The organism is Streptomyces xanthophaeus, from assembly GCF_000725805.1.
Classification (GTDB): Bacteria; Actinomycetota; Actinomycetes; order Streptomycetales; family Streptomycetaceae; genus Streptomyces; species Streptomyces xanthophaeus.
Genome location: NZ_JOFT01000023.1, coordinates 68,309 through 89,339, shown reverse-complemented (window position 1 = coordinate 89,339; position 21,031 = coordinate 68,309). Strand labels below are relative to the sequence as shown.

18 protein-coding genes are annotated in these 21,031 nt (G+C 72.8%); 9 read left to right on the top strand and 9 right to left on the bottom strand.

Annotated features, from left to right (window positions below; translation table 11 throughout):
* Window positions 1-23 precede the first annotated feature (23 nt).
* The 8 genes from IO30_RS0115730 to IO30_RS0115695 all read right to left on the bottom strand — a co-directional run bounded on the left by IO30_RS0115730 (window position 24) and on the right by IO30_RS0115695 (window position 9,288).
* Window positions 24-1,385 (bottom strand): NCS2 family permease, encoded by a 1,362-nt coding sequence (locus IO30_RS0115730; protein WP_051902339.1) that lies wholly within the window; start codon window positions 1,383-1,385, stop codon window positions 24-26.
* On the bottom strand, window positions 1,382-2,188 hold the full coding sequence (locus IO30_RS0115725; RefSeq protein ID WP_031143419.1) for a type I phosphoribosyltransferase: 807 nt from the start codon (window positions 2,186-2,188) through the stop codon (window positions 1,382-1,384). Before IO30_RS0115725 ends, IO30_RS0115730 begins: the two co-directional genes overlap by 4 nt.
* Window positions 2,185-3,561: an MFS transporter gene (locus tag IO30_RS0115720; RefSeq protein WP_051859388.1), complete on the bottom strand. Its 1,377-nt coding sequence runs from the start codon at window positions 3,559-3,561 to the stop codon at window positions 2,185-2,187. Before IO30_RS0115720 ends, IO30_RS0115725 begins: the two co-directional genes overlap by 4 nt.
* Window positions 3,562-3,637: 76 nt before the next feature.
* Complete coding sequence (locus IO30_RS0115715; protein WP_031143415.1) at window positions 3,638-4,573, bottom strand: nucleoside hydrolase; 936 nt, start codon at window positions 4,571-4,573, stop codon at window positions 3,638-3,640.
* Between the two features lie 59 nt (window positions 4,574-4,632).
* Entirely contained in the window at window positions 4,633-5,721 is a 1,089-nt protein-coding gene (locus IO30_RS0115710; protein ID WP_031143413.1) for a glycosyltransferase family 4 protein, read from the bottom strand.
* 6 nt (window positions 5,722-5,727) lie between these two features.
* A complete protein-coding gene (locus tag IO30_RS0115705; protein ID WP_078904723.1) occupies window positions 5,728-6,741 on the bottom strand; it encodes a formylglycine-generating enzyme family protein in 1,014 nt (337 codons plus the stop codon).
* 130 nt (window positions 6,742-6,871) lie between these two features.
* Window positions 6,872-7,561, bottom strand: a complete 690-nt coding sequence (ribA, locus tag IO30_RS0115700; RefSeq protein WP_031154749.1) for a GTP cyclohydrolase II RibA — start codon at window positions 7,559-7,561, stop codon at window positions 6,872-6,874.
* Window positions 7,558-9,288, bottom strand: coding sequence for a WD40 repeat domain-containing protein (locus IO30_RS0115695; protein WP_031143400.1), 1,731 nt, complete (start codon window positions 9,286-9,288; stop codon window positions 7,558-7,560). The genes ribA and IO30_RS0115695 overlap by 4 nt, the downstream gene beginning before the upstream one ends.
* Window positions 9,289-9,821: 533 nt before the next feature.
* Between IO30_RS0115695 and IO30_RS0115690 the strand changes: the two genes are divergently transcribed.
* The 7 genes from IO30_RS0115690 (at window position 9,822) to IO30_RS0115660 (ending at window position 16,515) form a co-directional block, all read left to right on the top strand.
* Entirely contained in the window at window positions 9,822-10,856 is a 1,035-nt protein-coding gene (locus IO30_RS0115690) for a questin oxidase family protein (RefSeq protein ID WP_051859389.1), read from the top strand.
* A 2-nt stretch (window positions 10,857-10,858) separates the two neighbouring features.
* Window positions 10,859-12,499 carry an alpha-amylase family glycosyl hydrolase gene (locus IO30_RS0115685; RefSeq protein WP_037894167.1) on the top strand — a complete coding sequence of 547 codons (1,641 nt, stop codon included), beginning with the start codon at window positions 10,859-10,861 and terminating at the stop codon, window positions 12,497-12,499.
* 52 nt (window positions 12,500-12,551) lie between these two features.
* The gene (locus IO30_RS0115680; protein ID WP_031143394.1) at window positions 12,552-13,139 is read left to right on the top strand and encodes a TetR/AcrR family transcriptional regulator; all 588 of its coding nucleotides are present in this window, start codon (window positions 12,552-12,554) and stop codon (window positions 13,137-13,139) included.
* Window positions 13,136-13,516, top strand: coding sequence for a hypothetical protein (locus IO30_RS0115675; protein ID WP_031143392.1), 381 nt, complete (start codon window positions 13,136-13,138; stop codon window positions 13,514-13,516). The genes IO30_RS0115680 and IO30_RS0115675 overlap by 4 nt, the downstream gene beginning before the upstream one ends.
* 121 nt (window positions 13,517-13,637) lie before the next feature.
* On the top strand, window positions 13,638-14,126 hold the full coding sequence (locus tag IO30_RS0115670) for a GNAT family N-acetyltransferase (protein ID WP_031143390.1): 489 nt from the start codon (window positions 13,638-13,640) through the stop codon (window positions 14,124-14,126).
* 268 nt (window positions 14,127-14,394) lie between these two features.
* The gene (locus tag IO30_RS0115665) at window positions 14,395-15,111 is read left to right on the top strand and encodes a DUF4142 domain-containing protein (RefSeq protein WP_037894165.1); all 717 of its coding nucleotides are present in this window, start codon (window positions 14,395-14,397) and stop codon (window positions 15,109-15,111) included.
* A gap of 9 nt (window positions 15,112-15,120) precedes the next feature.
* Window positions 15,121-16,515, top strand: coding sequence for a DUF1996 domain-containing protein (locus IO30_RS0115660; RefSeq protein WP_031143386.1), 1,395 nt, complete (start codon window positions 15,121-15,123; stop codon window positions 16,513-16,515).
* A gap of 248 nt (window positions 16,516-16,763) precedes the next feature.
* Here IO30_RS0115660 and IO30_RS47010 read toward each other — a convergent pair whose 3' ends face one another.
* On the bottom strand, window positions 16,764-18,143 hold the full coding sequence (locus tag IO30_RS47010) for a PucR family transcriptional regulator (RefSeq protein ID WP_031143384.1): 1,380 nt from the start codon (window positions 18,141-18,143) through the stop codon (window positions 16,764-16,766).
* Window positions 18,144-18,661: 518 nt separating this feature from the next.
* On the opposite strand from IO30_RS47010, the gene IO30_RS40560 reads away from it, so the two are divergent.
* Both IO30_RS40560 and IO30_RS0115645 read left to right on the top strand, forming a co-directional pair.
* Window positions 18,662-19,441, top strand: a complete 780-nt coding sequence (locus IO30_RS40560; RefSeq protein WP_063768195.1) for a hypothetical protein — start codon at window positions 18,662-18,664, stop codon at window positions 19,439-19,441.
* Between the two features lie 29 nt (window positions 19,442-19,470).
* Entirely contained in the window at window positions 19,471-20,886 is a 1,416-nt protein-coding gene (locus tag IO30_RS0115645) for an NADH-quinone oxidoreductase subunit NuoF family protein (RefSeq protein ID WP_234321743.1), read from the top strand.
* The last annotated feature ends 145 nt before the right edge of the window (window positions 20,887-21,031 follow it).

The window sequence follows — 21,031 nt, the reverse complement described above, 5'->3', positions numbered from 1 at the left end:
TGATCGTGCGGTGAGCGGGCTGCTCAGCGGTTGAGGTACTGGAGGGCGACGGCTGCCACCAGCAGCACTGTCGTCACCCACAGGGCGGGACGCGGCCTGCGGCGGCCGGACAGGCCGGCCAGGGCGCACACCACGAAGGCGGCGGCCATCGCCTGGTCGATGGCGAGGGTGACCACGGTGACGGCCAGAGCCGTCACCGTGACGGCCAGGCCCAGGCGCCCGGAGGCCTCCGGGCGGCGCGCGGTCAGCATCTTGACCGCGACGAAGACCAGGGCGCCGGTGGTGGCCTCCACCGGTACGTGGGCCAGCACCGGGGCCAGGAACAGGCAGGAGAACAGGAGCAGGCCGGTGACGACCGCCGCGAGGCCCGTCCGGGCGCCGGCGCGGATGCCGACGGCGCTCTCGACGAAGGCCACGAAGCTGGAGGAACCGGCGGCGGATCCGGCCACGGTGGCGCCCGCGTCGACGAGCAGGGCCTGGCGCATGCCGGGCACCTTCCCGTCGGCGTCCTGGAGCGGGGTGTTCGCCGACAGGCCGACCACCTTCGCGATGCTGCCGAAGAAGTCGAGGGCGAACAGGACCAGGATCAGACCCCAGGCCCGGGGGTCGGCGATGACGCCGAGGTCGAAGCGGAAGAGCGCCGCCCCGCCCCCCTCGACCGAGCCCGCCGCAGCCGCCGCGTCGATGTCCGCGAGGACGCAGTACAGCGCGGAGGCCGCGATGCCGCCCAGGACGGCCGCGGCCCGGGCTCCGAGCGCGTCCAGGACCAGCGCGACGGCGAGCCCGATGTACAGCGCGACGGCGGGCGGCGCCGTCCAGTCGCCGAAGCCCGACAGCCGTCCGTCGGAGGTGCGCACGAGGTGGGCGATCTGCAGGCCCACCAGGCCGATGAACGCGCCGACCGAGGCGGCGAGGGCGGCGCGCAGCTCCGCGGGGATGGCGTCGATCACCGCCTCGCGCAGCCGCAGCACGGACACCACGAGCATCGCGACGCCGGACCAGAACACCATGCCCAGCGCCTCGGGCCAGGTGTAGGCGAGCGTGCCGACCACGGAGAACGCGATCATCGCGTTCATCTCCATGCCGGGTGCCACGGCGAAGGGGAGCCTGGCCCACAGCCCCATGGCCACGGTGGCGATGCCGCCGACGGCCGCCGTGGCGAAGAAGGCGGCGGCGTGCGGGATGCCGCCCTCGCTGAGGATCGCCGGATTGACGACCACGATGTAGGAGAGGGCCAGGAAGGTGGACGTCCCGGCGAACACCTCGCGCTGCCAGGTCGAGCCGCGGGCGGTCAGCGAGAAGTACCGGTCGACGGCTCCGGGGACCGCGGCGGGTTCCCGGCTGAGGAGTTCCGGCCCGCTGCCCGGGCTCCCGGGCCGCGTCACGGGGCGGTCCCCCGGGGTGGGGGCACGGTCGCGACCGGGCTGATGGTGTCCCCGACGTCACCGAGGAGCAGCTGCCCCGGGGCGTCGGGTGACACGGCGTAGAACTTCCCGTTCAGCTCGCCCGAGACGTGGCCGACGTGGAGGGTGAGGGACACCTGGAGCTGCTCGGCGTACCGGGCGAGGGCGAGGGCGCCCTGCCGGGTGGAGTGGCAGGTGAAGATCTCCACGGCGGCTCCGGGCCGGACCGTCAGCCGCATCATCGCCATGAGGGTCACCCCGCTGGCCACGACTCCGTCGACGATCACCAGCCGGTCGGCCCGGGAGGGGAGGCGTTCGTCGACGCCGACGAGGAGTCCGCCCTCCAGCGGTATGCGTTTGGCCTGCGGGGTCCAGTTGCGCTGCTGCGGCAGGACGCCGAGGCGCTCGGCGAGGATGCGGCCTTCGCGTTCGGGGGCCACGACGGCCGTTCCGGGTGCGGTGACGCGGTCGCGCACCCGGACGGGGAGCAGGCCGTAGATGTCGAGGAGGGCTCGGAGGTAGCGGGCCCGGTCGGCATCGCTCTGGGCGGGGAGGTTGGCGACCTCGGTGACGGTGGCCATGCGCTCGACGACCTCGGGGAGGGTGTCGGACGCGACGCGTACGTTCGGCGGCAGGGGGCCGGGGGCGTGCAGCGTCTCCAGCGTCCCGGGCGCGAAGTGCACCAGGTGGCTGAAGCGGGTGTCGTGTTCCTTCTCGTAGTCCTCGACGGTGCGCCGGGCCTCCGGGAGGAGTCCGGGCCGGTCGAGTAAGTGGGCGGTGTTCATCGATGACCTCCGGTCTTGGGCTGTGCGGACTGGTCCGTACGGGACGCGGGGGCCGGGCTGCGTCCCGTACGCGCGAGGAGGAGCAGGGCGAGCGGTGCGGCGGCGGCCGCGACGACGGCGGTGACGTAGAAGGTCAGTTCGAAGTCCGGGGCCGCGGGTTCCTCCCCGTGGAGCAGGACGAGCAGTGCCAGTCCGACGGAGCCGCCGGTGTACTGGGCGGTCGTCACCAGGGCGCTGCCGGTGCCGTTGCTCTCGGGCGGGAGGTCGCGGGTGCCGGTGATGAACATGCCGGTGAAGGCCATTCCCTGGCCGAGGCCGCTGAGCAGCAGTCCGGGCAGGACGGCGGGCCCGTAGCCGCCGTCGGCGCCGACGGCCAGGGCGAGGACGAGGAGGCCGGCGGCGCCGGTGACGAAGGCGGTGGCCAGCAGCCGCTGGAGCGGGAGGCGTCCGGCCACCCGGCCGGCCACGGTGTTGCCGACGACGATGGCGGCGGCCAGCGGCAGGAAGGCCAGGCCTGCGGCGAGGGCGCTGTAGGCCCGTACCTCCTGGAGGTAGAGGGTGACGAGGTAGAACTCGGCTCCGAAGCTCGCCATGTACAACGCGGCGGCGAGGCAGGCCACTTGGAGGGTGCGTACGCGCAGCAGCGAGGCCGGTACGAGCGGGCGGCGGTGGCGGCGGCTGAGGAAGAGGACGGCGCCCGCGAGGGCGGCGACCGCCAGGGCGGCGGTGACCACGGGGGCGGCGGGCCGGGCGCGGGAGAGTTCGGTGAAGGCCAGGACGAGGGCGACCACCGCGGTGCACGCGGTGAGGGTGGCCGTGGCGGCGACCGGGGCCCGCGCCGCGGACGCGGTGGAGCGCAGGGCGCTGCCCGCGGCACACAGGCAGACCGCGACGATGGGCAGGTTGATCCAGAAGATCCACTGCCAGGAGGTGACCGCGAGGATGCCGCCGCCCGCCGTGACCCCGAGGGCCAGGCCGACCGCCCCGGTGGTACCCCACACGCTCACGGCCCGGTCGCGTTCGGGTCCGGCCGGGTAGGCCGCGCTGAGCAGGCCCAGGGTGGCGGGCACCAGCAGGGCGGCGGCCACCCCCTGGCCGACGCGCGCCGCGATCAGCGGTGCGGCCGAGCCGGAGAGGGCGGCGCCGACCGAGGACAGCGCGAAGAGCAGCTGGGCGGCGAGGAACACCCGGCCGGCGCCGAACGCGTCCGCCAACTGGCCGCCCAGCAACAGGAATCCGGCGAAGAAGATCGCGTAGGCGCTGACGATCCACTGGAGGGCGACGGTGGAGAAGTGCAGGCTTCCCCCGATGTCGGGGAGCGCGACGTAGATGATGGAGAAGTCGAGCGCCACCAGCAGTTGCGCCCCGGCCAACGCCGTCAGTAAGCGAGCACCCGGAGTTGGTACGGAAGAAGCGGGCAAGGTCGGTCAGCCTTCCTAGGTCAGCAGGTCACCCCAGTGCGGCGAGGGCCTTCATGAACACGTCCCAGAACCGTTCCGTGTCCAGCCGCGTCGCCACCAGGGCGTTGGGCTCGCGCCCCGTGACACCGTAGAGGTCGATCACGGTCGCGCCGCGGGTGAACTCGCCGCGCAGCTCGATCGAGACGGGTGCCTGGACGCATTCCACCAGGGTGGGGTCCAGGACGCGGGCGATGGCGACCGGGTCGTGCAGGGGTGCGTCGGGCAGGTCCCAGATCTGGTCGTAGGTGCTGGAGCGGAATTCGAGGAGGGCGGCCGACACCTTGCTGATGTGCGTGCCCACGTCGAGGATGCGGCCCAGGACCTCGCGGGTGACCGGGGCCTGGTGGGTGACGTTGAGGCCGCAGTACGTCATCGGGACGCCGCTGACGAGCACTTCGTGGGCCGCCTCGGGGTCGACCAGGATGTTGTACTCGGAGTAGGGCAGGGTGTTCCCGCGGTGCGTGGCCCCGCCCATGCAGACGATTTCCTTGATCTTGTGGCGGTCCTCCGGGTGGAGGGCGAGGAGACCGGCGATGTTGGTCTGCGGTCCCGTGACCACGAGGGTGAGGGGTTCGGGACTGTCGGTCAGCAGGCCGTGGATGAGGTCCACGGCGTGGGCGGAGTGCAGCGGGACCTCGGTGGGTTCGGGGAAGTCCCAGCCGTCCAGGCCGGTTTCGCCGTGCACGTCGTCGCCGACCAGCAGGGGGCCGGTGAGCGGCTTGGGGTAGCCGGCGGCGACGGGGACGTCGAAGGCCTTGGCGAGGGCGCACATCCGCCGGGCGTTCAGGGCCGTCTTCGCGATCGTCTGGTTGCCCGCGCTGGTGGTGACGGCCCGCAGGTCCACGCGGGGGTCGCCGACGGCGAGGAGGATGGCCATCGCGTCGTCGTGGCCGGGGTCGCAGTCCAGGATGATGGGGGTGGGCATGCGGGACTCCATGTCGTGTCGGTCGGTCGTGGCGGCCGCGGCGGGCGGGTTGCGGCCCGTCACGCGGGGGCGGCGAGGGTCCGGTAGAAGTCCAGGTGGCGGCGGCCCGCCGTGGCGAACTGCGTGCGCAGCCGGTGGGCCAGGGCCCGGTCCGCCGCGGTGGGTTCGACGGCGGGCCGTGCCAGTGCCTCCCGGAGCGCCGCGGTCAGCGCCCGGACGTCTCCGGCGGGGACGACGGTGGCGGCCGAGTAGTCCCGCAGCAGCAGCGGCAGGTTGCCCGAGTCGCTGGCGACGATGCGCCGTCCGCAGATGACGGCCTGGGCGACGGACAGGGAGAACGGCTCGCCGTGGGCGCCCCGGTCGACGGTCGGGTGGATCACGACCTGACTGGCGCGGATCGCGCTCCAGCTCTGCTCGGGACGGTAGTGGGTGAAGTGCACGCGCCCCTTGTCCTGCCACACGCCGGCCCGTTCCATGAGGGAGTCGGGGATGCCCGGCGGCCAGATGAGGTGCCGGGTCCCGGCGTGGACGAAGTGCAGGTCGGCTCCTTCGTCCAGCAGGGTCATGGACGCCTCCAGGCTCAGGTGGGAGCCCTTCCAGCGGGTCATGCGGCTGGGCTGGAGCACGGTGGCGGCGCCGCCGCTCCCGGGCAGCGCGAAGGGTTCCTCGGCCAGGGGCAGGGCCAGTGCCAGCTCGGTGACCTCGGCCGCGGGCAGCCTGCGCCGGACCTCTTCGGCGACGAAGGGCGAGTGGGCGACGAGCACGCCGGGCAGCGTACCGAGGAACTCCCACTGTTCGGGGCTCTCGTCGATGTTGTGCAGGTCGAGGACGAGGCGGCCGTGCCATCCGCGCTCGCGCAGGGCCCGTGCGGCGGCGGTCACGGTCTCGGGCCGGTGCCACTGCGGGTTGTGCCAGTGCAGCACGTCCGCGTCGAGGCAGCCCTCGGCGAGGGCGGCGGCCGCGGCCGGGTCGAACGGCAGGGCGATGTCCAGGGCCGGGTGGTAGGCGCAGTCCGGTGAATCCCGGGTGCCGACGACGGCCCGGACCTCGCAGGGCAGGACGGCGAGCTGGCCGACGACCGCGCGCAGATGGGTCTCCACGCCGCCGGTCACCGGGAGTCCGGTCCAGTGGATGTGTACGATGCGCACCGCTCGTCACCCTTCCCGGGGTGTGTCGAGGTCCTCGGCCAGCCGGAATCCCATCGCGTACAGCGAGCGCGGGTAGGGGCCGTGGCGCCGCTGGCAGCGGGCGAGGTCGCGGAACCGGTTGAAGGCCCCGCCCCTGGCGATGCGGTAGGCGCCGAGCCGCAGGTACAGGTCGTCCTGGACGAGTTCCCCGCCCGGGTAGGGCCCGTAGGTGCTGCTGGTGTACTCCTCGACGTTGCCCGCCATGTCCAGGGCCCCGCACCAGGTCCGGCCGTCGGGGAAGGCCCCGACGGGGCTGGTCATGAGCAGGCCCGTCTCCAGCGTGTTGGCGGCGTGGGGGCTCCAGGTGCCGCCCCAGGGGTAGCGCAGGCCGTCGGGTCCGCCCGCGGCGTACTCCCATTCCTGTTCGGTGGGCAGCCGGAAGCGGCGGCCGGTGCGGTGGCTCAGCCAGACCGTGTAGAGGTCGGCGCTCTCGGCGGTGACCGTGTACACCGGGTGGTTGGCTGCGGCGGGGTCGTAGCGTCCGTAGTGCCAGTTGCTCGGCAGCCCGGGATGGCCGGTGTCCTTGAGGAAGACGCCGAACTCTGCGTTGGTGACCGGGTACTTGGCGATGGCGAAGGCGTCCGTCGGCACGGTGTGGCGCGGGCACTCCTTCTCCACCCAGGAACGCTGGACGCCGAACTGGGCGGACTCCGCGTGCAGTTCGTCGACTTCGGTTCCGGCGGTGCCGACGAGGGCGAGTCCGGCGGGGACCGCCAGCATGTCCGGTGCGTCCCAGGGGGTCCGGGGGTCGCCCGCGAGAGCGAGCGCGGCGCCGGCCGCCAGGCGGTGTTCGAGGGTCAGCGCCGTGTCCTCGACCAGGGCGGCGAGTTCGGCGGGCGAGTGGGCGGCGACCTGGCCGAAGCAGTCGAGGCGTTCCGCGCGGGGTTCCACGTAGCCCTCGGGCAGGCCCATCGCCGCGCGGTCGGTGAGGGAGTTGATGTCGGCGTCGACCAGGTTCGTGTGCGCGATGTGGGAGGTCACTTCGCTCCTCGGAGGGTGTCGTGGCGGTCGGACCGGGCCGGGGGCCGGGGGCCTCCGGCCCGGCGGCGCCGTCCCGCCCCCGCGGGCCGGCCCCCGGGGGAGGCGGGCCCGCCCGCGGAGGGGGGCGGGGTCACGGCGCCCCCTGCCCCGAGGCGGCGACTTCGAGCCCGGCGACGGGCGGCAGGCCGTGGCCCAGCGCGTCGAGGTGCCCCATCAGCCGGTCCTTGACCTCCAGATAGGCCTCGTTGAAGGGCGTGCGGAAGCCGCCGAGCGGCACCCGGTCCGCGACCACGATGCCCTGGGCGGCGAGCCCTTCGACCTTGTGCGGGTTGTTCGTCATGAGCCGCACCCGGTCGATGCCCAGCTGGCGCAGGCAGTCGGCGGCCATCCGGAAGTCGCGGCCCTCGGCCGGGAAGCCCAGGGCGAGGTTGGCGCTGATGGTGTCGTGCCCGGCCGACTGGAGGGCGTACGCACGGATCTTGTTGGCGAGTCCGATGCCCCGCCCTTCCTGGCGGAGCATGTAGACGAGCACGCCGTTGTGCGAATGGACGATGGCGGCCAGCGCGGCGTGCAGCTGGGGTCCGCAGTCGCACTTCTCGGAGCCGAGCACGTCCCCGGTGAAGCAGGCGCTGTGGATCCGGACGATCGGCGGGGCCGCGGACTCGCTGTGCGGCGAGATCGTCCGCAGGGTGACCACCTCCTCCGTCTCCTGCCCGTCCGCGCCGGCCTGGCCGAAGACGGTCAGCTGCATGAGGGTGGAGGCGACGGGCAGGGGGGCGCTCGCGAGGCGTACCACCGGGTGCTCACCGGGCGCGGTCATCGGCTGTCCCGGCCGCGCGCGGTGCGCTGCGCGGCGGTGTCCACCGTGATCTCGTAGACGCAGCCGTCGTAGGAGGAGGCCAGGAAGCGGCCCGGGGCTCCGCCGGGGGCCAGCGCCGAGATGCCCGCGGGGGTGGGCCGCGTGTCGCACACCCACTCGCCGGCGCCGGGGTCGTAGACGGCGACCTGTCCGTGGTAGCCGCCGGTGGCGATCAGGCTGGTGTGCGGGTCGACGGCGACGCACTTGATGCTGTTGAGGTGCGGGGTGGTGACGACGGCCTGCTGTTCCCCGGCCGCGGTCCAGATCCGCAGGGTCAGGTCGCGGCTGACGCTGACGAACCGACCGTCGGGCAGGCCGGCCGCGCCGTTGGCGATGCGGGCGTGCGCCGCCGCGTTGTCGGCGACGGGCTTGAGGTCGGGCAGGGCGTGCCATTTCGCGGCGCCGGTGGCACACACGCTGAAGAGCACGTCGCCCTGGACGGCGACGCCCTTGATCGCGTTGTCCTGGATCCGGTGTTCACCGACGAGCTGCAGGCCGGTCCCCTCGTCGCGCAGGACGAGTGCCTCGCCGGTGTAGGTGCCGACGACGAGGGTCTCGGAGCCGTCCGCCGCGGTGTGGACGGCCGCGCAGTTGAGCGGGGAGCGGTGCTGGTGGAGCAGGGCGCCGGTGGTGGCGTCGTAGAGGGCGCCGAGCTGGCCGCCGCTGACGACGGTGCCCGCGACGGGGGTGATGAAGTTGCAGCAGCTGCCGAGTTCGGTCACCACGTCCTCGTCGCGCCGGACGGTGCCGCTGTCGCCTACGGTGAACCGTCCCGTGGGGGTGTCCGTGACCGCGTTGAGCCCGGGGGTGGGCGTGACGGCGGACAGGTCCCAGCTCCCGTCGGCCCGGTCGAAGACCGCGTAGCTCGATCCGAAGGTGCCGAAGACCCAGCGGGTGTCGTCGAGCTTGGCGCAGGAGCGCAGCCAGACGTCGGCGGGCACCTGGCTCGTCAGGAGGTGGACGGGCTCCGCGCCCCGTTCCAGGCGCCACAGCCGCACGGTGCGGTCGTAGCTGGAGCTGAGCAGGAGGCCGGCCTCGGCGTCGTAGGCGATCCGCTTGATGCCCGCGTCGTGCACGCGGTGGCGGCGGGTGCCCGAGGGGTCGATGAGGATCAGCTCGCCCTCGTCGTTGCCGAGGGCGAAGCTGTCGACGCCCAGGACGGCCACGGTGTCCGTCTCGACGTCGCCTAGGTCGATGGTGCTCAGCAGGGCGCCGCCGGCCGCGTCCCAGCGGCGTACGGTCCCGTCGTCGCTGGTGGTGACCAACTCGGCTCCGCCGCGCACCCATTCGACGGACAGGACGTCCTCCTCGTGCCCCTCCAGTCGGTGGATGAGGCGCCCGTCGAGGTCGTAGATCCGCGCGATGTGGTCCCGTGAGGCGGTCGCCACCCGGGTCTCGTCGGGTGAGACGACGGTCATCTCCACGTCGTCCTTCTGGTCCGTCAGCACGCTGATCAGCCGCAGGTCCGGTACGGACCATAAGCGGGCCGAGTAGTCGCTGCTCGACGTCACCACGATGCGGCCGGAGGAGGAGAAGCGGCACTGGTTGGCGAGGTGGTCGTGGCGGGCCTCGGTGATGGCCGTCCTGGTCAGCGCATTCCACAGGATGATCCGGTTGTCGTACCCGGCGGTGACCACGAGATCGCCGCGGGCGTCAATCCCGCTGATCGGCGAAGTGTGCTTGATCATGAATTCTCCTCATCGTCACGTGATCGCGATCGCCCTGATCGAGGGCATGCCTGTGCGCCTTTACGGAGATATGGCACCGCAGGGGACGGAAACGGGAATGGGGATATCGATATGTGCCGAACGGCCGGCCGGCGGGACGAATGCCGGTGAATTGGGCTGCCGGACCCGACCGGTGACGGGGTGGTGTGAAGGGCAGGCCTCAGCTCGGACCGAAGTCGGACACTAGCTATTGGCACATGCCCAGGTCAACGACAGCCTGCCAGCTGTCCTGATTTCACTGGCATGCCGGTCACCGCATTCCCGTCGGCACTCCTGCGAAATTCCATGATCACGCCGATCGCCCACCAGTTCCGGCCTGCGCCGATCGGAGCCCTTTCTTGATCGCCGGACAGGGTGCCCCATTCGCGGAACCGCCCGCTCCCACGGCACGGAATGCCGCTCACCCACCCCAGAACAAGCCAATGTGTACATGCCATGTTGCTGAAAGAGGCCGCTGCGCCCTTCCATGGAAGGGAATCGATCTAGGGGGAACGGTGAACGACCTGGACGGCGCCCTGCAGTACCTCAGCGACTCCGGACCGGAATTCGGGCCCGGCGTGAGCAACCACGGCCCCATGGCGGCCGAAGCCCTGGGACAGCTCGGGCACGGCGCGTCGATCGGAGCCTGGGTGAGCTCGTACCGGAAGGTGCTCTACGAAGACACCTACGGGCGCTTCCACGAGATCACCCAGGACAACTGGCCGTCGGCCCTCGGCAACATGCGCCTCCTCGGGGACTGGAACGAATTCTTCCGCCGGGAACTGGACAGCGCTCCCTGGGCCGAGGTCCTCACCCGCTGGTGGCCCCGGCTGCTGGGCGGCTTCGCCGCCGGAGGCGGCCACGGCGTCATCCGGACCGGGCACGCGGTACGGATGCTGACCGAGGCCCACACCCCGTGGCGCCTGGAGGAACTGGCCCGCGGTCTCGGTTACTGGGCGGCCCGCTACCAGGAACTCCCCGAGGAACCCTCGACTCCGCGTGCGCGGGACCTGCCGCAGGCCTGGGCGGCGGTGCCCAGGCTCCGCAGCGACCAGGGCATGGGCATGATCTTCCGGATCCGGCTCGAAACGGTCTGGCTCGAGCCGGACTTCGCGCCGGCCGTGGACTCCCTGCTCCCCGAGGACGACGCCGACCTGGCCCTGAGCCGGCTCACCCTGGCCGCCGCCGGGAGCTACCTGACCGACGACCACAAGACCCCCATGGCCTTCGTCCACGCGCTCACCACCCCCGCGGCGGCCCGCCTGGTCCTGCCGCACCTGCCGCAACGGCTGCACTGGCCGACCGTCGCGGCCGCCGTCCGCTTCTCCGCCGCCATCCGCAGCGCGTACGGTACGGGGCTGCGCGAGCACCACCCCGAGGAGCCCGTCCGGGACTACGTGACGCTCGCGGAACGGGCCCTGGCCACCGAGGACCCGCACGCCATCAAATACGTGGAGGCCTGCCGCCGCGAGGACGCGCTGCGCCCCGACCCCGCGTACGCCGTCGCCGCGACCGACTGGGTGCGGCGCTGCGAGACGGGATCCTTCTGAACGTGACGGGCCACGAGCCCACGGCGACGCCGCCCTGGTGGTGCGACGCCGTGATCTACCAGGTCTACCCGCGCAGCTTCCTCGACACCGACGGTGACGGCGTCGGCGACCTGCCCGGTGTCACCCGCCGGATCCCCTACCTCGCCCGCCTCGGCGTCGACACGCTGTGGCTCTCCCCCTTCTTCTCCTCCCCCATGGCGGACTTCGGGTACGACATCCGGGACCACACCGCCGTCGACCCCCTCTTCGGTGACCTCGCCGACTTCGACGCGCTCCTCGCCTCGGCCCACGCCCACGGGCTGCGCGTGCTGATCGACTACGTCCCCAACCACACGTCCGGCGAACACCCCTGGTTCCTGGACGCGCGCACCGGTCGCCACAGCCGCCGGCGCGACTGGTACGTATGGCGGGACCCGGCGCCCGGGGGCGGGCCCCCGAACAACTGGATCACCCTGTTCGGGGAATCCGCCTGGACCCTCGACCTGAAGAGCGGCCAGTACTACCTGCATTCCTTCCTCTCGTCGATGCCCGACCTGAACTGGCGCAACCCGGCCGTGCAGGAGTCCATGTTCGACGTCGCCCGCTTCTGGCTCGACCGCGGCGTCGACGGGTTCCGCGTGGACTGCGCACCGCTCGTCGCCAAGGACCCCGCGCTACGCGACAATCCCGGGGCCTCGGCGGGGACCTTGGCCCATCACCGGCCCATGGGCGGATACGACGGCCAGCTGCACCTGCACGACCAGGGGCATCCCGATCTCCACCGGATCTACCGGGAATTCCGCACGGTGCTCGACGGATACGGGGACGGGCCGGGCGCACGCATAGCCCTCGGCGAGATCCACGAATACGACTGGGCGGCCTGGAGCCGCTATTTCGGCCGGGAACTCGACGAAATGCACCTGCCCCTCAACTTCGGCCTGCTCCGCACCTCGTGGGAGCCCGGCCCCGTCAGGGACCTCGTCCAGGAGGTGACCGCCGCCCTGCCCGCCGGGGCGGCGGCGACCTGGGTGACGGGCAGCCACGACGACCCGCGGGTGGCCACCCGCGTCGGCCCGGGGCAGGCGGCGAACGCGATGCTGCTCCTGCTCACCCTCCCGGGCGCGGCGATCCTGTACAACGGCGACGAACTCGGGCTGCCGGACGCGGACATCGCCCCGCAGGACATCCGGGACCCCTGGGGCCTGCGCACCCCCGCGCTCAGCCGCGACCCGTCCCGCTCGCCCATGCCCTGGACCGCCGGGCCGGCGGCGGGCTTCACCGAGGGGGGCGTACGGCCGTGGCTCCCCCTGGCCCGTCCGCCGGGCGGCGACGCGGCAGCCCAGGAGGCCGACCCCGGTTCCCTGCTGAACCTCACCCGGAGGATCCTGGCCCTGCGGCGCGGGCATCCGGCCCTCGGCGCCGGCGGGATCGAGTTCACCGACGCCCCCGAGGGGGTGCTGGCCTACACGCGCGGCAGCTCCCCGGACGGCCCGTCCCTCCTGCTCACCCTCAACATGACGGACCGCCCCGTACGCCTCGACAAACTGCCCGCCGGCGGGCCCTGGCACCGCCACCTGTCGACGGCCCCGCAGCCACCGGGGGCCCCGGCCCCCTCCGACCCCCGGGTCCTGGCCGCGGACGAAGGGGTGGTCTGGCGCCGCTGAGTGCCGAGCCCGGGTTGTTTATCAAACGGGTCGACCCGTAAGGTAACTCGGTATGAGTACCTCATCGCCCTCCAGGGGCCGTCCCCGGGATCCCCGCTCGCACGAGTCGATCGTCACCGCGACCACGGAGCTGGTGACCGAGGTCGGCTACGCCGCGACGTCCATCGGGGCGGTGGCCGCCCGCGCCGGCGTCGGCAAGGACACCGTCTACCGGCGGTGGCGGGGCAAGCCGGAGCTGATCTTCGAGGCCGTGTTCACGACCACCGACCACGCTCCGGCCCCGGACACCGGAACGCTGGCCGGGGACCTGACCGCACTGCTGCAAGGCCTGGTCGACGAATTCCACGCACCCGCCGCTGCAGTGGCGCTCCCGGGGCTGCTCGCCGACTTCGCCGCCGATCCGGCACTGAAGGAGCGCATCCGCAGCGACTTCCTGGCCCCGTCGAAGGAGCGGCTGCTGATCGTCTTCGAACGTGCCGTGGCGCGCGGGGAGATCGCAGCCGGCACACCTGTGGACCTGGTGCTGGACACGCTCGCAGGAGCCGTGTTCTTCCACGTCGGTCTGGTCGGGGTACAGCCCGACCACCAGCTGGCCGCCCGGCTGGCTGCCGTCATCGCCAAGGGGATCGAGATCCGATGAACGGCTGGTTCCTTGCTGCGGGCATCACCGCGTCCGGCGTGGCCGCGACGCACATCGTCGCGGGACACCGGGACGTGGTGCGCCCGCTGCTGTCCTGCGGACTCGCAGACGAACCCAAGCGCGTCCTTCATGCCGTGTGGCACATGGTGAGCATCGACCTGGTGCTCTCGGCAGCCGCCCTGATCCACCTCGCACTGGCGGACGGCACCTCAGCGACCGGCCCGCTGGCCTGGTTCGTGGCCGCGCACTTCGTGGCGTACGCAGCCGCCTTCCTGGTCGTCACCCTGTCGGCCGACTGGCCGAAGCCACTCCTCCGCCTCCCGCAGTGGATCCTCCTCCTACCGGTGGCGGCCCTGACGGGGGCGGGCGCCGCGTAGGGCGACAGGACGCGAAAAGCCAGTGCGCCGATCATGCACAGCACCACCGACAACGAGCTTCGGCGTGGGGGCACCGTGAACCCACTGGTGGAGGCCGTTGCTGCCGGGGGATGCTGGCGGCATGACGGATCAGCCCGGGGTCGTTGTCGTCCGGAACCCCTCTGCCGCGCCCGGCTTGGCCGGGCTGCTGGCGGCCTATCACCTGCGGACGCAGGCGGAGAAGGGCGAGGCCGTCGCCGGTGTGGACGGGTTGCCCGGCCGCTATCGGGCGGAGGTCCTGGATCCGGGGGCCGCCTTCGCCGATGACACCGTCCTGATGGCCTCCAGCGGGGTGACCGCTGCCGGATGTCTCGTGCTGACCGGCCCCGTCGGAGGTCGTGCCGAGGTCAAGAGGCTGTGGACGGACCCGGCGTTCCGGGGCCGGGGCATCGCGTCCGCGCTGATCGGCGCTGCGCTCGCGCACGCCGCGGGGAGCGGCGTCGCCACCGTCGGGCTGTCGGTGTGGAGGTGGCGCACGGGCGCCATCTCCTTGTACGAGCGGCTCGGTTTCGCCGTGGCCGCCTCCTGGGACGAGCGGGACGGCCTGGTGTGCATGGAGCACACGCTGTGACCCGACGGCCCCGGCGGACACGGCCGTAGCACCGCGCGCGCGGGACGGCGGCGACGCGCAGCGCGTCGTCCGAAAGGGCGTCGGAGGCCGCACGGTAGCAGCCGTTCGGGGGGGCGCCCCGATGTTTGTCCGATGGTGATGGTCCTCCGGTGACGGCACCACAAGTGGCACTAGCGTCCCGTGGCACCCGGGAATGCGGGTGCGCACCGCAGGCCGCACACAGGCCCTGCGGCCGCCCCCTCCGGGCCCACGGAGCGAGGAGGCACTTGTGCTGTCATTGCGGCGGAGAACCGCCGGCAACCTGTCGGGAGCCACGAAGTACGCGATCGGGAGCGTGGTCGTCATCGCCGCCCTGGCCATGACGCTGGTCGCGCTGTTGATCCCCGTGGAGAGTTACGGCGGCCGCGCCCAGGCGGCTGCCGCCGCACCTTCGGGCGAGGACGACGGCCGCGGAACCATGAGCACCGCCTTCGGGCCGCTGACCGCCGCCGACCGGGACTTCGTCCGCAAGGTCCGGCTGGCCGGGCTGTGGGAGCTGCCCGCCGGACGCCAGGCCCAGCAGCGCGGGTCGCGCCCTTCGATGCGGACGGCCGGGGACCACCTGGTGGACGGTCACACCGAACTGGACCGGCAGGTCATCCAGGTGGGCCAGGCCCTCGGCGTGGACCTGCCCAACCAGCCGAGCGCACAGCAGCAGGAGTGGCTGCGCCAGCTGACCCAGGCCCAGGGCGAGGAGTACGAGCGGCTGTTCGTCCAGTTGCTGCGCCGGGCCCACGGGAAGGTGTTCGCCCTGCTGGCCGGGGTGCGGGCACAGACCCTCAACTCCAAGGTCCGGGCCCTCGCCACGTCCGCCAACGCCACGGTCCTGGACCACATCACGGTCCTGGAGGACACCGGACTGGTCGACTTCGACGCGCTCGCCGACACGCCCCCGCCCGCCACCACCACCCCGCCCCGTTCCTCCGATGTCCGACCGACGAAGTGAAGTGATCGCATGAGTCAACAGGGCCACAAACGCCCCCGTTTCTCGAACAAGCTCCTGGCCGTGGTGTCCGCCCTGGTACTGGGCGGCGGCGGGGTCGCCGTGGTCGCGGGCAACGCGTCCGCCGGCCAGGAGGACGACCGTACGTCGCAGGTGATGGCCACCATCGACTGCCCGGACGTCGGGGACAAGCTCACCGCCGTCCCCGACCCCGCCAGGACGGAGGTCGACGAGAACCTCGCCCAGCTGGACGACCAGGTGGCCGACGCCTACCGGCGCCTCGCCGCCGGCGAGGCGGCCGGGGACGCCCTGCTGGGCGAGCTCAAGGACCAGCGCGGCGCGACCATCACCAAGGTGGCCGACGCGATCGGCCGCTCCGCCGCACGGCCGGAGGGCCTGGACGCCCTGAGCAACTGCGAGATGAAGCAGGCCGAGGCCTCCGACGAGGGCGCGGACGGGCAGGGCGCGAAGGCGCTGGCCGCGGAGGGCGCCGACGGACAGCGCGCCGCGGACGCCGCGCGCAAGAGCGGTCCCGCGCGCGGTGACTTCGTCAACATCACCAAGGTCCGGCCGAACGTGCGCACCCCGAACGCCAGGAACGGCGCCTCCACCGGCTCCTTCAGCTCCCGCTGCGGCCGCAACGAGAACGGCCACTTCAACCCCGACAATGTGATCGTCGCGCCGGGCGTCTCCAACGGCGCGCACCACATGCACGACTACGTGGGCAACAACTCCACGGACGCGTTCTCCACCAACGACAGCCTCGCCGCTTCCGGCACCACGTGCAGCAACGGCGACCAGTCCACCTACTACTGGCCGGTGCTGCGGCTGCGCGACGGCAAGGCCGAGAAGGACGCCAAGGCGCCGGGCGGCGGCCAGGACGGCAACGTGGGCACCATCCTGCAGCCCAAGCAGGTGACGATCACCTTCAAGGGCAGTCCCGACGGCAAGGTCACGGCCATGCCGCGGTTCCTGCGCATCATCACGGGCGACGCCAAGGCCTTCACCAACGGGACGGCTAACGCCAACGCCTCGTGGAGCTGCACCGGTTTCGAGAACCGCCAGCTGAAGGACAAGTACCCGATCTGCCCCAAGGGCAGTGACGTCGTACGCACCTTCACCTTCCAGAGCTGCTGGGACGGCCGGAACACCGACAGCGCCAACCACCGCACGCACGTAGCCTTCGCGGACAGCGACGGCCGCTGCAAGAAGGGGTTCAAGGCCCTGCCGCAGCTGGTGCAGCGGATCACCTACGGGGTCGCTCCGGGTTCCAAGATCGCTGTGGACAGCTTCCCCGAGCAGCTGCACAAGCCGGTGACCGATCACGGGGACTTCATCAACGTGATGTCGAACGGGCTGATGAACAAGGCCGTGGACTGCATCAACAGCGGGCGCACCTGCCGCTGACGCGGCGCGGTCCCGGCCGCCCCTCATGACTCCCGGGACGGGCGCTCCCTCCCCCCACTCACCGCGCCCGTCCCGGGAAAGGTGTTGGCCCGGAGCCGACTTCGGGCCAACACCGCCGTGCTGCCGGGCACACGACCGAGGGCCCCGGCCCGGCCCCGCCGTCGCGGGGGCCGGGCCGGGGCCCTTGCCGTAGGGCCGGGGGCCCTTGCCGTACTGCTCGCCGTGCCCGTCGAAGGGCTCCCGACGTCCTACAGGCCGTTGACGCGCGCCATGCGGCCGACGACCACGGGGGTGAAGTCCGCGGTGACCACGCGCTGCGTCCTGCGGCCGACCCGTGCGTTCTGGCGCCGTACGTGCGCCATCAGACGGCGGCTGCGCAGGGCCATCTCCAGTTCGAACCGGGTCCGCGGGTCGCGCAGGCCGGGTCCGAAGAGCTTCTCCAGCTGCCGCATGCGGTAGCGCACGGTCTGCGGATGCACGTTGAGGGCCTTCGCGGCCTCCGGGGCGCCGCCGCCCTCCAGCCAGGCGAGCAGGGTCACCTCCAGGCGTTCGCTCTGGCGGGGGGTCAGGTCCGCCAGCGGCTGCAGCCACCGGGCGGCGAGCGCGTGGGCCAGGGGCTCGTCCTGGAGCAGCAGCAGGGTGGACAGGTGGTCGTCCACGAAGACGGCCCGGGCGTCGGGTGCGGGCCGGACGGGTGTCAGGGCGATCAGCCGCAGCGCCCAGCGCAGCGAGGACGCGGTGTCCCGCAGGGATACGGCGTGACCGACGGCCACGGCCCGTCCGCGAAGCGGGAGTTCGAGGGGGGAACGGGTGTCAGGGTCGGGGCTCGGCACCAGCAGGCAGGGCCGGCCGGCGAAGGTCCCGGGGAGGGCGGCGTCCAGGACGGCCGCCAGCTGGTGCGTCTCGCCGGGCAGGGCCGGTACGACGGCCCGTACCGCCGCGGGCAGGGGCCAGCCGGCCTCTTCGGCGAGCTGGGTCAGCGAACCCTCGGAGGCGGCCCGGTCGTCGGTGAGGGCCTTGAAGAGGTCCTGGCGTGCGCGGTCCGGCGGCTCGACGGGCCCCGGGCGCTCGCCCTGGCCGCCGCTCTGGACGCCGGGTCCTGCGTGGCCGCCCGCGTGGCCGCCCCCGTGGCCGCCGTGACAGCCGCGGCCGCCGCTCGCACCGCCGCCGGGACCGCCCGGGCCGTCCTCCGGCAGGGGGCGGGCGCCGCGCACGGAGTCGTGGACGGGCTCGCGCACGGAGTCCCGTACGGCCTCCCGCATGTCCTCGCGGCGGGCGTCGCGGCGGCCGTCGTGGCGGTCCTCGTGGTCGGCCGTGCTCCGCGCACCGTCAGGTGCCGGGGCCGGGGCCGGGGCCGGGGCCGGGGCGACTGCCGCCACCGCTGCGGCTACCGGGGCCCGTTCGTCGGGATCGGGGTAGCCGAGGGCGGAAAGAAGTGCCTTTTCCACCTTCTGTCTGACCAATTCGTCATCGATGGCATCGTTGTCATCGATAAGGTCGGAAAATCCTGGAATTCCATGCAGAAGCTCCTCCACTATCTCGGCGGCCAGCGCGGGGAGTTCCCTGCGCAGGACGCGGGTCCACTCGCCTCGGGGGCGGGACCAGATGCGGTTCAGAAGTTCGCACATCGTTACCTCGTTCGTGCCGGGGTGAGGCCTGTCCGGTGAAGGGGCGACAGACCCGCCGGGGTGGCCTCGCTTGCCAACTGCCTTACCTGACAAGCAAGTTGCGACCCTCGTACTCCCTCCTGGAGAGGTCCGGCCACGTACCGTCCTCTGGTTTTGCCGATATTTTGCCGTCGAGGACGCGTAGGTGGCGTGCGGTGCGGTGGCCTGTCGCAACCTCCGCTGGAGGGGAATCTTCCGGTGTTGTTCGATGAGCCGGAGACGCGGTGCGAGAAATTATCACGTTTCGATAAATCCTGTGGAGATGCTGGGCAGCTACACGATGCTGCTGCACTCCGGCCCAAGTTCCCTCGGCCGGCGCAGGAGTTCACAGCGCTGCCGGGCACCCCGCACAGGAGAACTGGATGCCCCTGTCCCAGCCGCACATGCCCCGTTCACACCGAGCCCGCCGCAGAAGTCGCCACGCGGCAGCGGCAGCGGCCCCGGCCGCCGGACGGCGGGCCGTCCGGCGGCCTTCCCTCTTGCCCGTCGCCGGGAGGCTGCGCCCCGGCGCGGTCTCCGCCGCGCTCGCGGCCCTCGTCTCCCTCGTCGTGGCCGCCCGCGCGGGCGCCCTGACCCACCTGTGGGACTTCCTCGACTTCGGTTCGGGGGTCCTCTCCCTCGTCTCGCTCAGCGCCACGGTCCTGTGGGGGCTGGTCGCCACCGACCGGGTCCTGCTCGAATCCGGCCACCGGCTGCTCGCCCAGGGCGCGCACCGCGGACTGGCCGTCGCCGGACTGGGGTTCCTGGCCCTGCACATCTGGGTCAAGATCGCGGAGCAGCAGACCACCGCCGCCGCGGCCGTGGTCCCCTTCAGCGACCCGGACCGGCCGTTCCTGATCGGCCTCGGCTCGCTCGCCGGCTACCTCTTCGTGGCCGTGGCGGTGTCCGGCGCGGTGCGCAGCGCGTTCGCCACCAAGAGCCGCTCCCTGTGGTGGCGCGCCCTGCACATAGGAGCCTATCCCGCGTGGGGCGCGTCGCTGGTGCACGGGCTGAAGGCGGGCCGGCCCGCCGACGCCTGGGTGACGGCGGCGTACGCGCTCTGCCTCGCCGGGGTCGCCGCCGTCCTCGCCCTGCGCCTGCGGTCCCGGATGCAGGGCCCGCCCGCGGTCCTGCCGCCCGTCCGGCCGCCCGCCCGTCCGGTGCGCCCTCCGGCCGCCGCAGTCAGGGTGGGCGCGGAGCGCCAACAGGTGCCCGCGCAAAGGTCCTTCGTGCACGCACCCCTGGTGGACTCCTTCGCCTCCCGTGAGCGCCAGCTGTGACGGGCGGGCCGCGCCCCGGCCTCGGGTGCGTGGGCGCGCCCCGGCTGCTGGCCGGACTCGACCAGGTCCCTCGGCTCGACCGGGTCGCCCACCTGACCGCGCACGGCTCGCTGCCCCAGCTCCGTACCGAGGAACTCGCCGCCCTCGCCGAGGACATCGATCTGAGGGGCCGCGGCGGAGCGGGGTTCCCGTTCGCCCGCAAGCTGCGCGCCGTCCTCCGGTCGGCCAAGGGGCAGGGCGGGACGACCGCGGTGGTCGTCAACGGCAGCGAAGGAGAGCCGAGTTGCCTCAAGGACACCGCCATGCTGCTGCACGCGCCGCACCTGGTGCTCGACGGGGCCCTGCTGGCCGCGGCGGCGATCGGCGCCGAGGACGTGGTGGTGGGCGTGACCCGGACGGACGTGGAACAGTCCGTGCGCCAGGCCATCGCGGAACGCGGGCCGGGCGGGCGCCGGGTGCGCGTGGACCGGCTGCCCGAGCGCTTCGTGACGGGTGAGGGCACCTCCCTCGTCAACGGCATGAACGGGGGACCGACGCTGCCGTCCGGGAAGAAGGTGCGGACCAGCGAGCGGGGCCTGGGCGGCGTGCCCACACTGCTGTCGAACACCGAGACCTACGCCCAACTCGCCGTCGCCGCGCGGCTCGGCGCGCTGGAATACCGTACGGCGGGGCTGCCCGCCGAGCCGGGCACCGTCCTGCTGACGGTGGCCGGCTCCACGGTCGTCGAGGCGCCGACCGGGACCTCGCTGGCCTACGTCCTGGACCTGTGCGGCACCGCACCCGGCCAGGGCGTGCTCGTGGGCGGCTACCACGGCCGGTGGCTGGGTCCCGTGGCCGCCCGCTCCGCCCTGGTCTCCCGGCAGTCGCTGGCCTCCTTCGACGCGGTGCTGGGGGCGGGGGCGGTGCTGCCGCTGCCCGAGGACACCTGTCCGGCCGGCGAGGTGGCACGGGTGACCCGCTGGATGGCCAAGGAGTCGGCGGGCCAGTGCGGCCCCTGCGTACGGGGCCTGCCCGCCCTGGCCGACGTACTGGAGGTCGCCGTGGCGGGAGGGGGTCTGGCCGCCCTGGAGGCGGTGGAGGCCCGGATGGCATCGGTGCGCGGCCGGGGGGCGTGCAGTCATCCCGACGGCACCTCGGGCTTCGTGGCCTCGGCGCTCGCCTCCTTCCCCGACGAGTTCCGGGACCACGCGCTGGGCAGCGGGTGCGGACGGCGGGTCCTGGGCGCGCTGCCGCTGCCCGAGGACGAGAGCCCGGAACGGCTGGTCGTGGACTGGACCCTGTGCAAGGGCCACGGGCTGTGCGTGGACATCCTGCCCGACGTCGTACGGCTCGACGCGGACGGCTACCCGGCGAAGGCGTCGATGCCCGTACCCGCCCGGCTGCGGCCCAAGGCGCTGCGCGCGGTGCGTCGTTGCCCCGCCCTCGCGCTGCGCATCCAGGAATGATGGGCAGACGTCCCCGGGTCGCACCGAGTTCAATCTTTGCCGGATCTGACAAATTCCCCGGGATTTCCACTTCCACTCCCCCGGGCCCCGTATCAATGAGTGAAGGGACCGAAGAAAAGAAACACAGCACCGAAACCCGCACCGA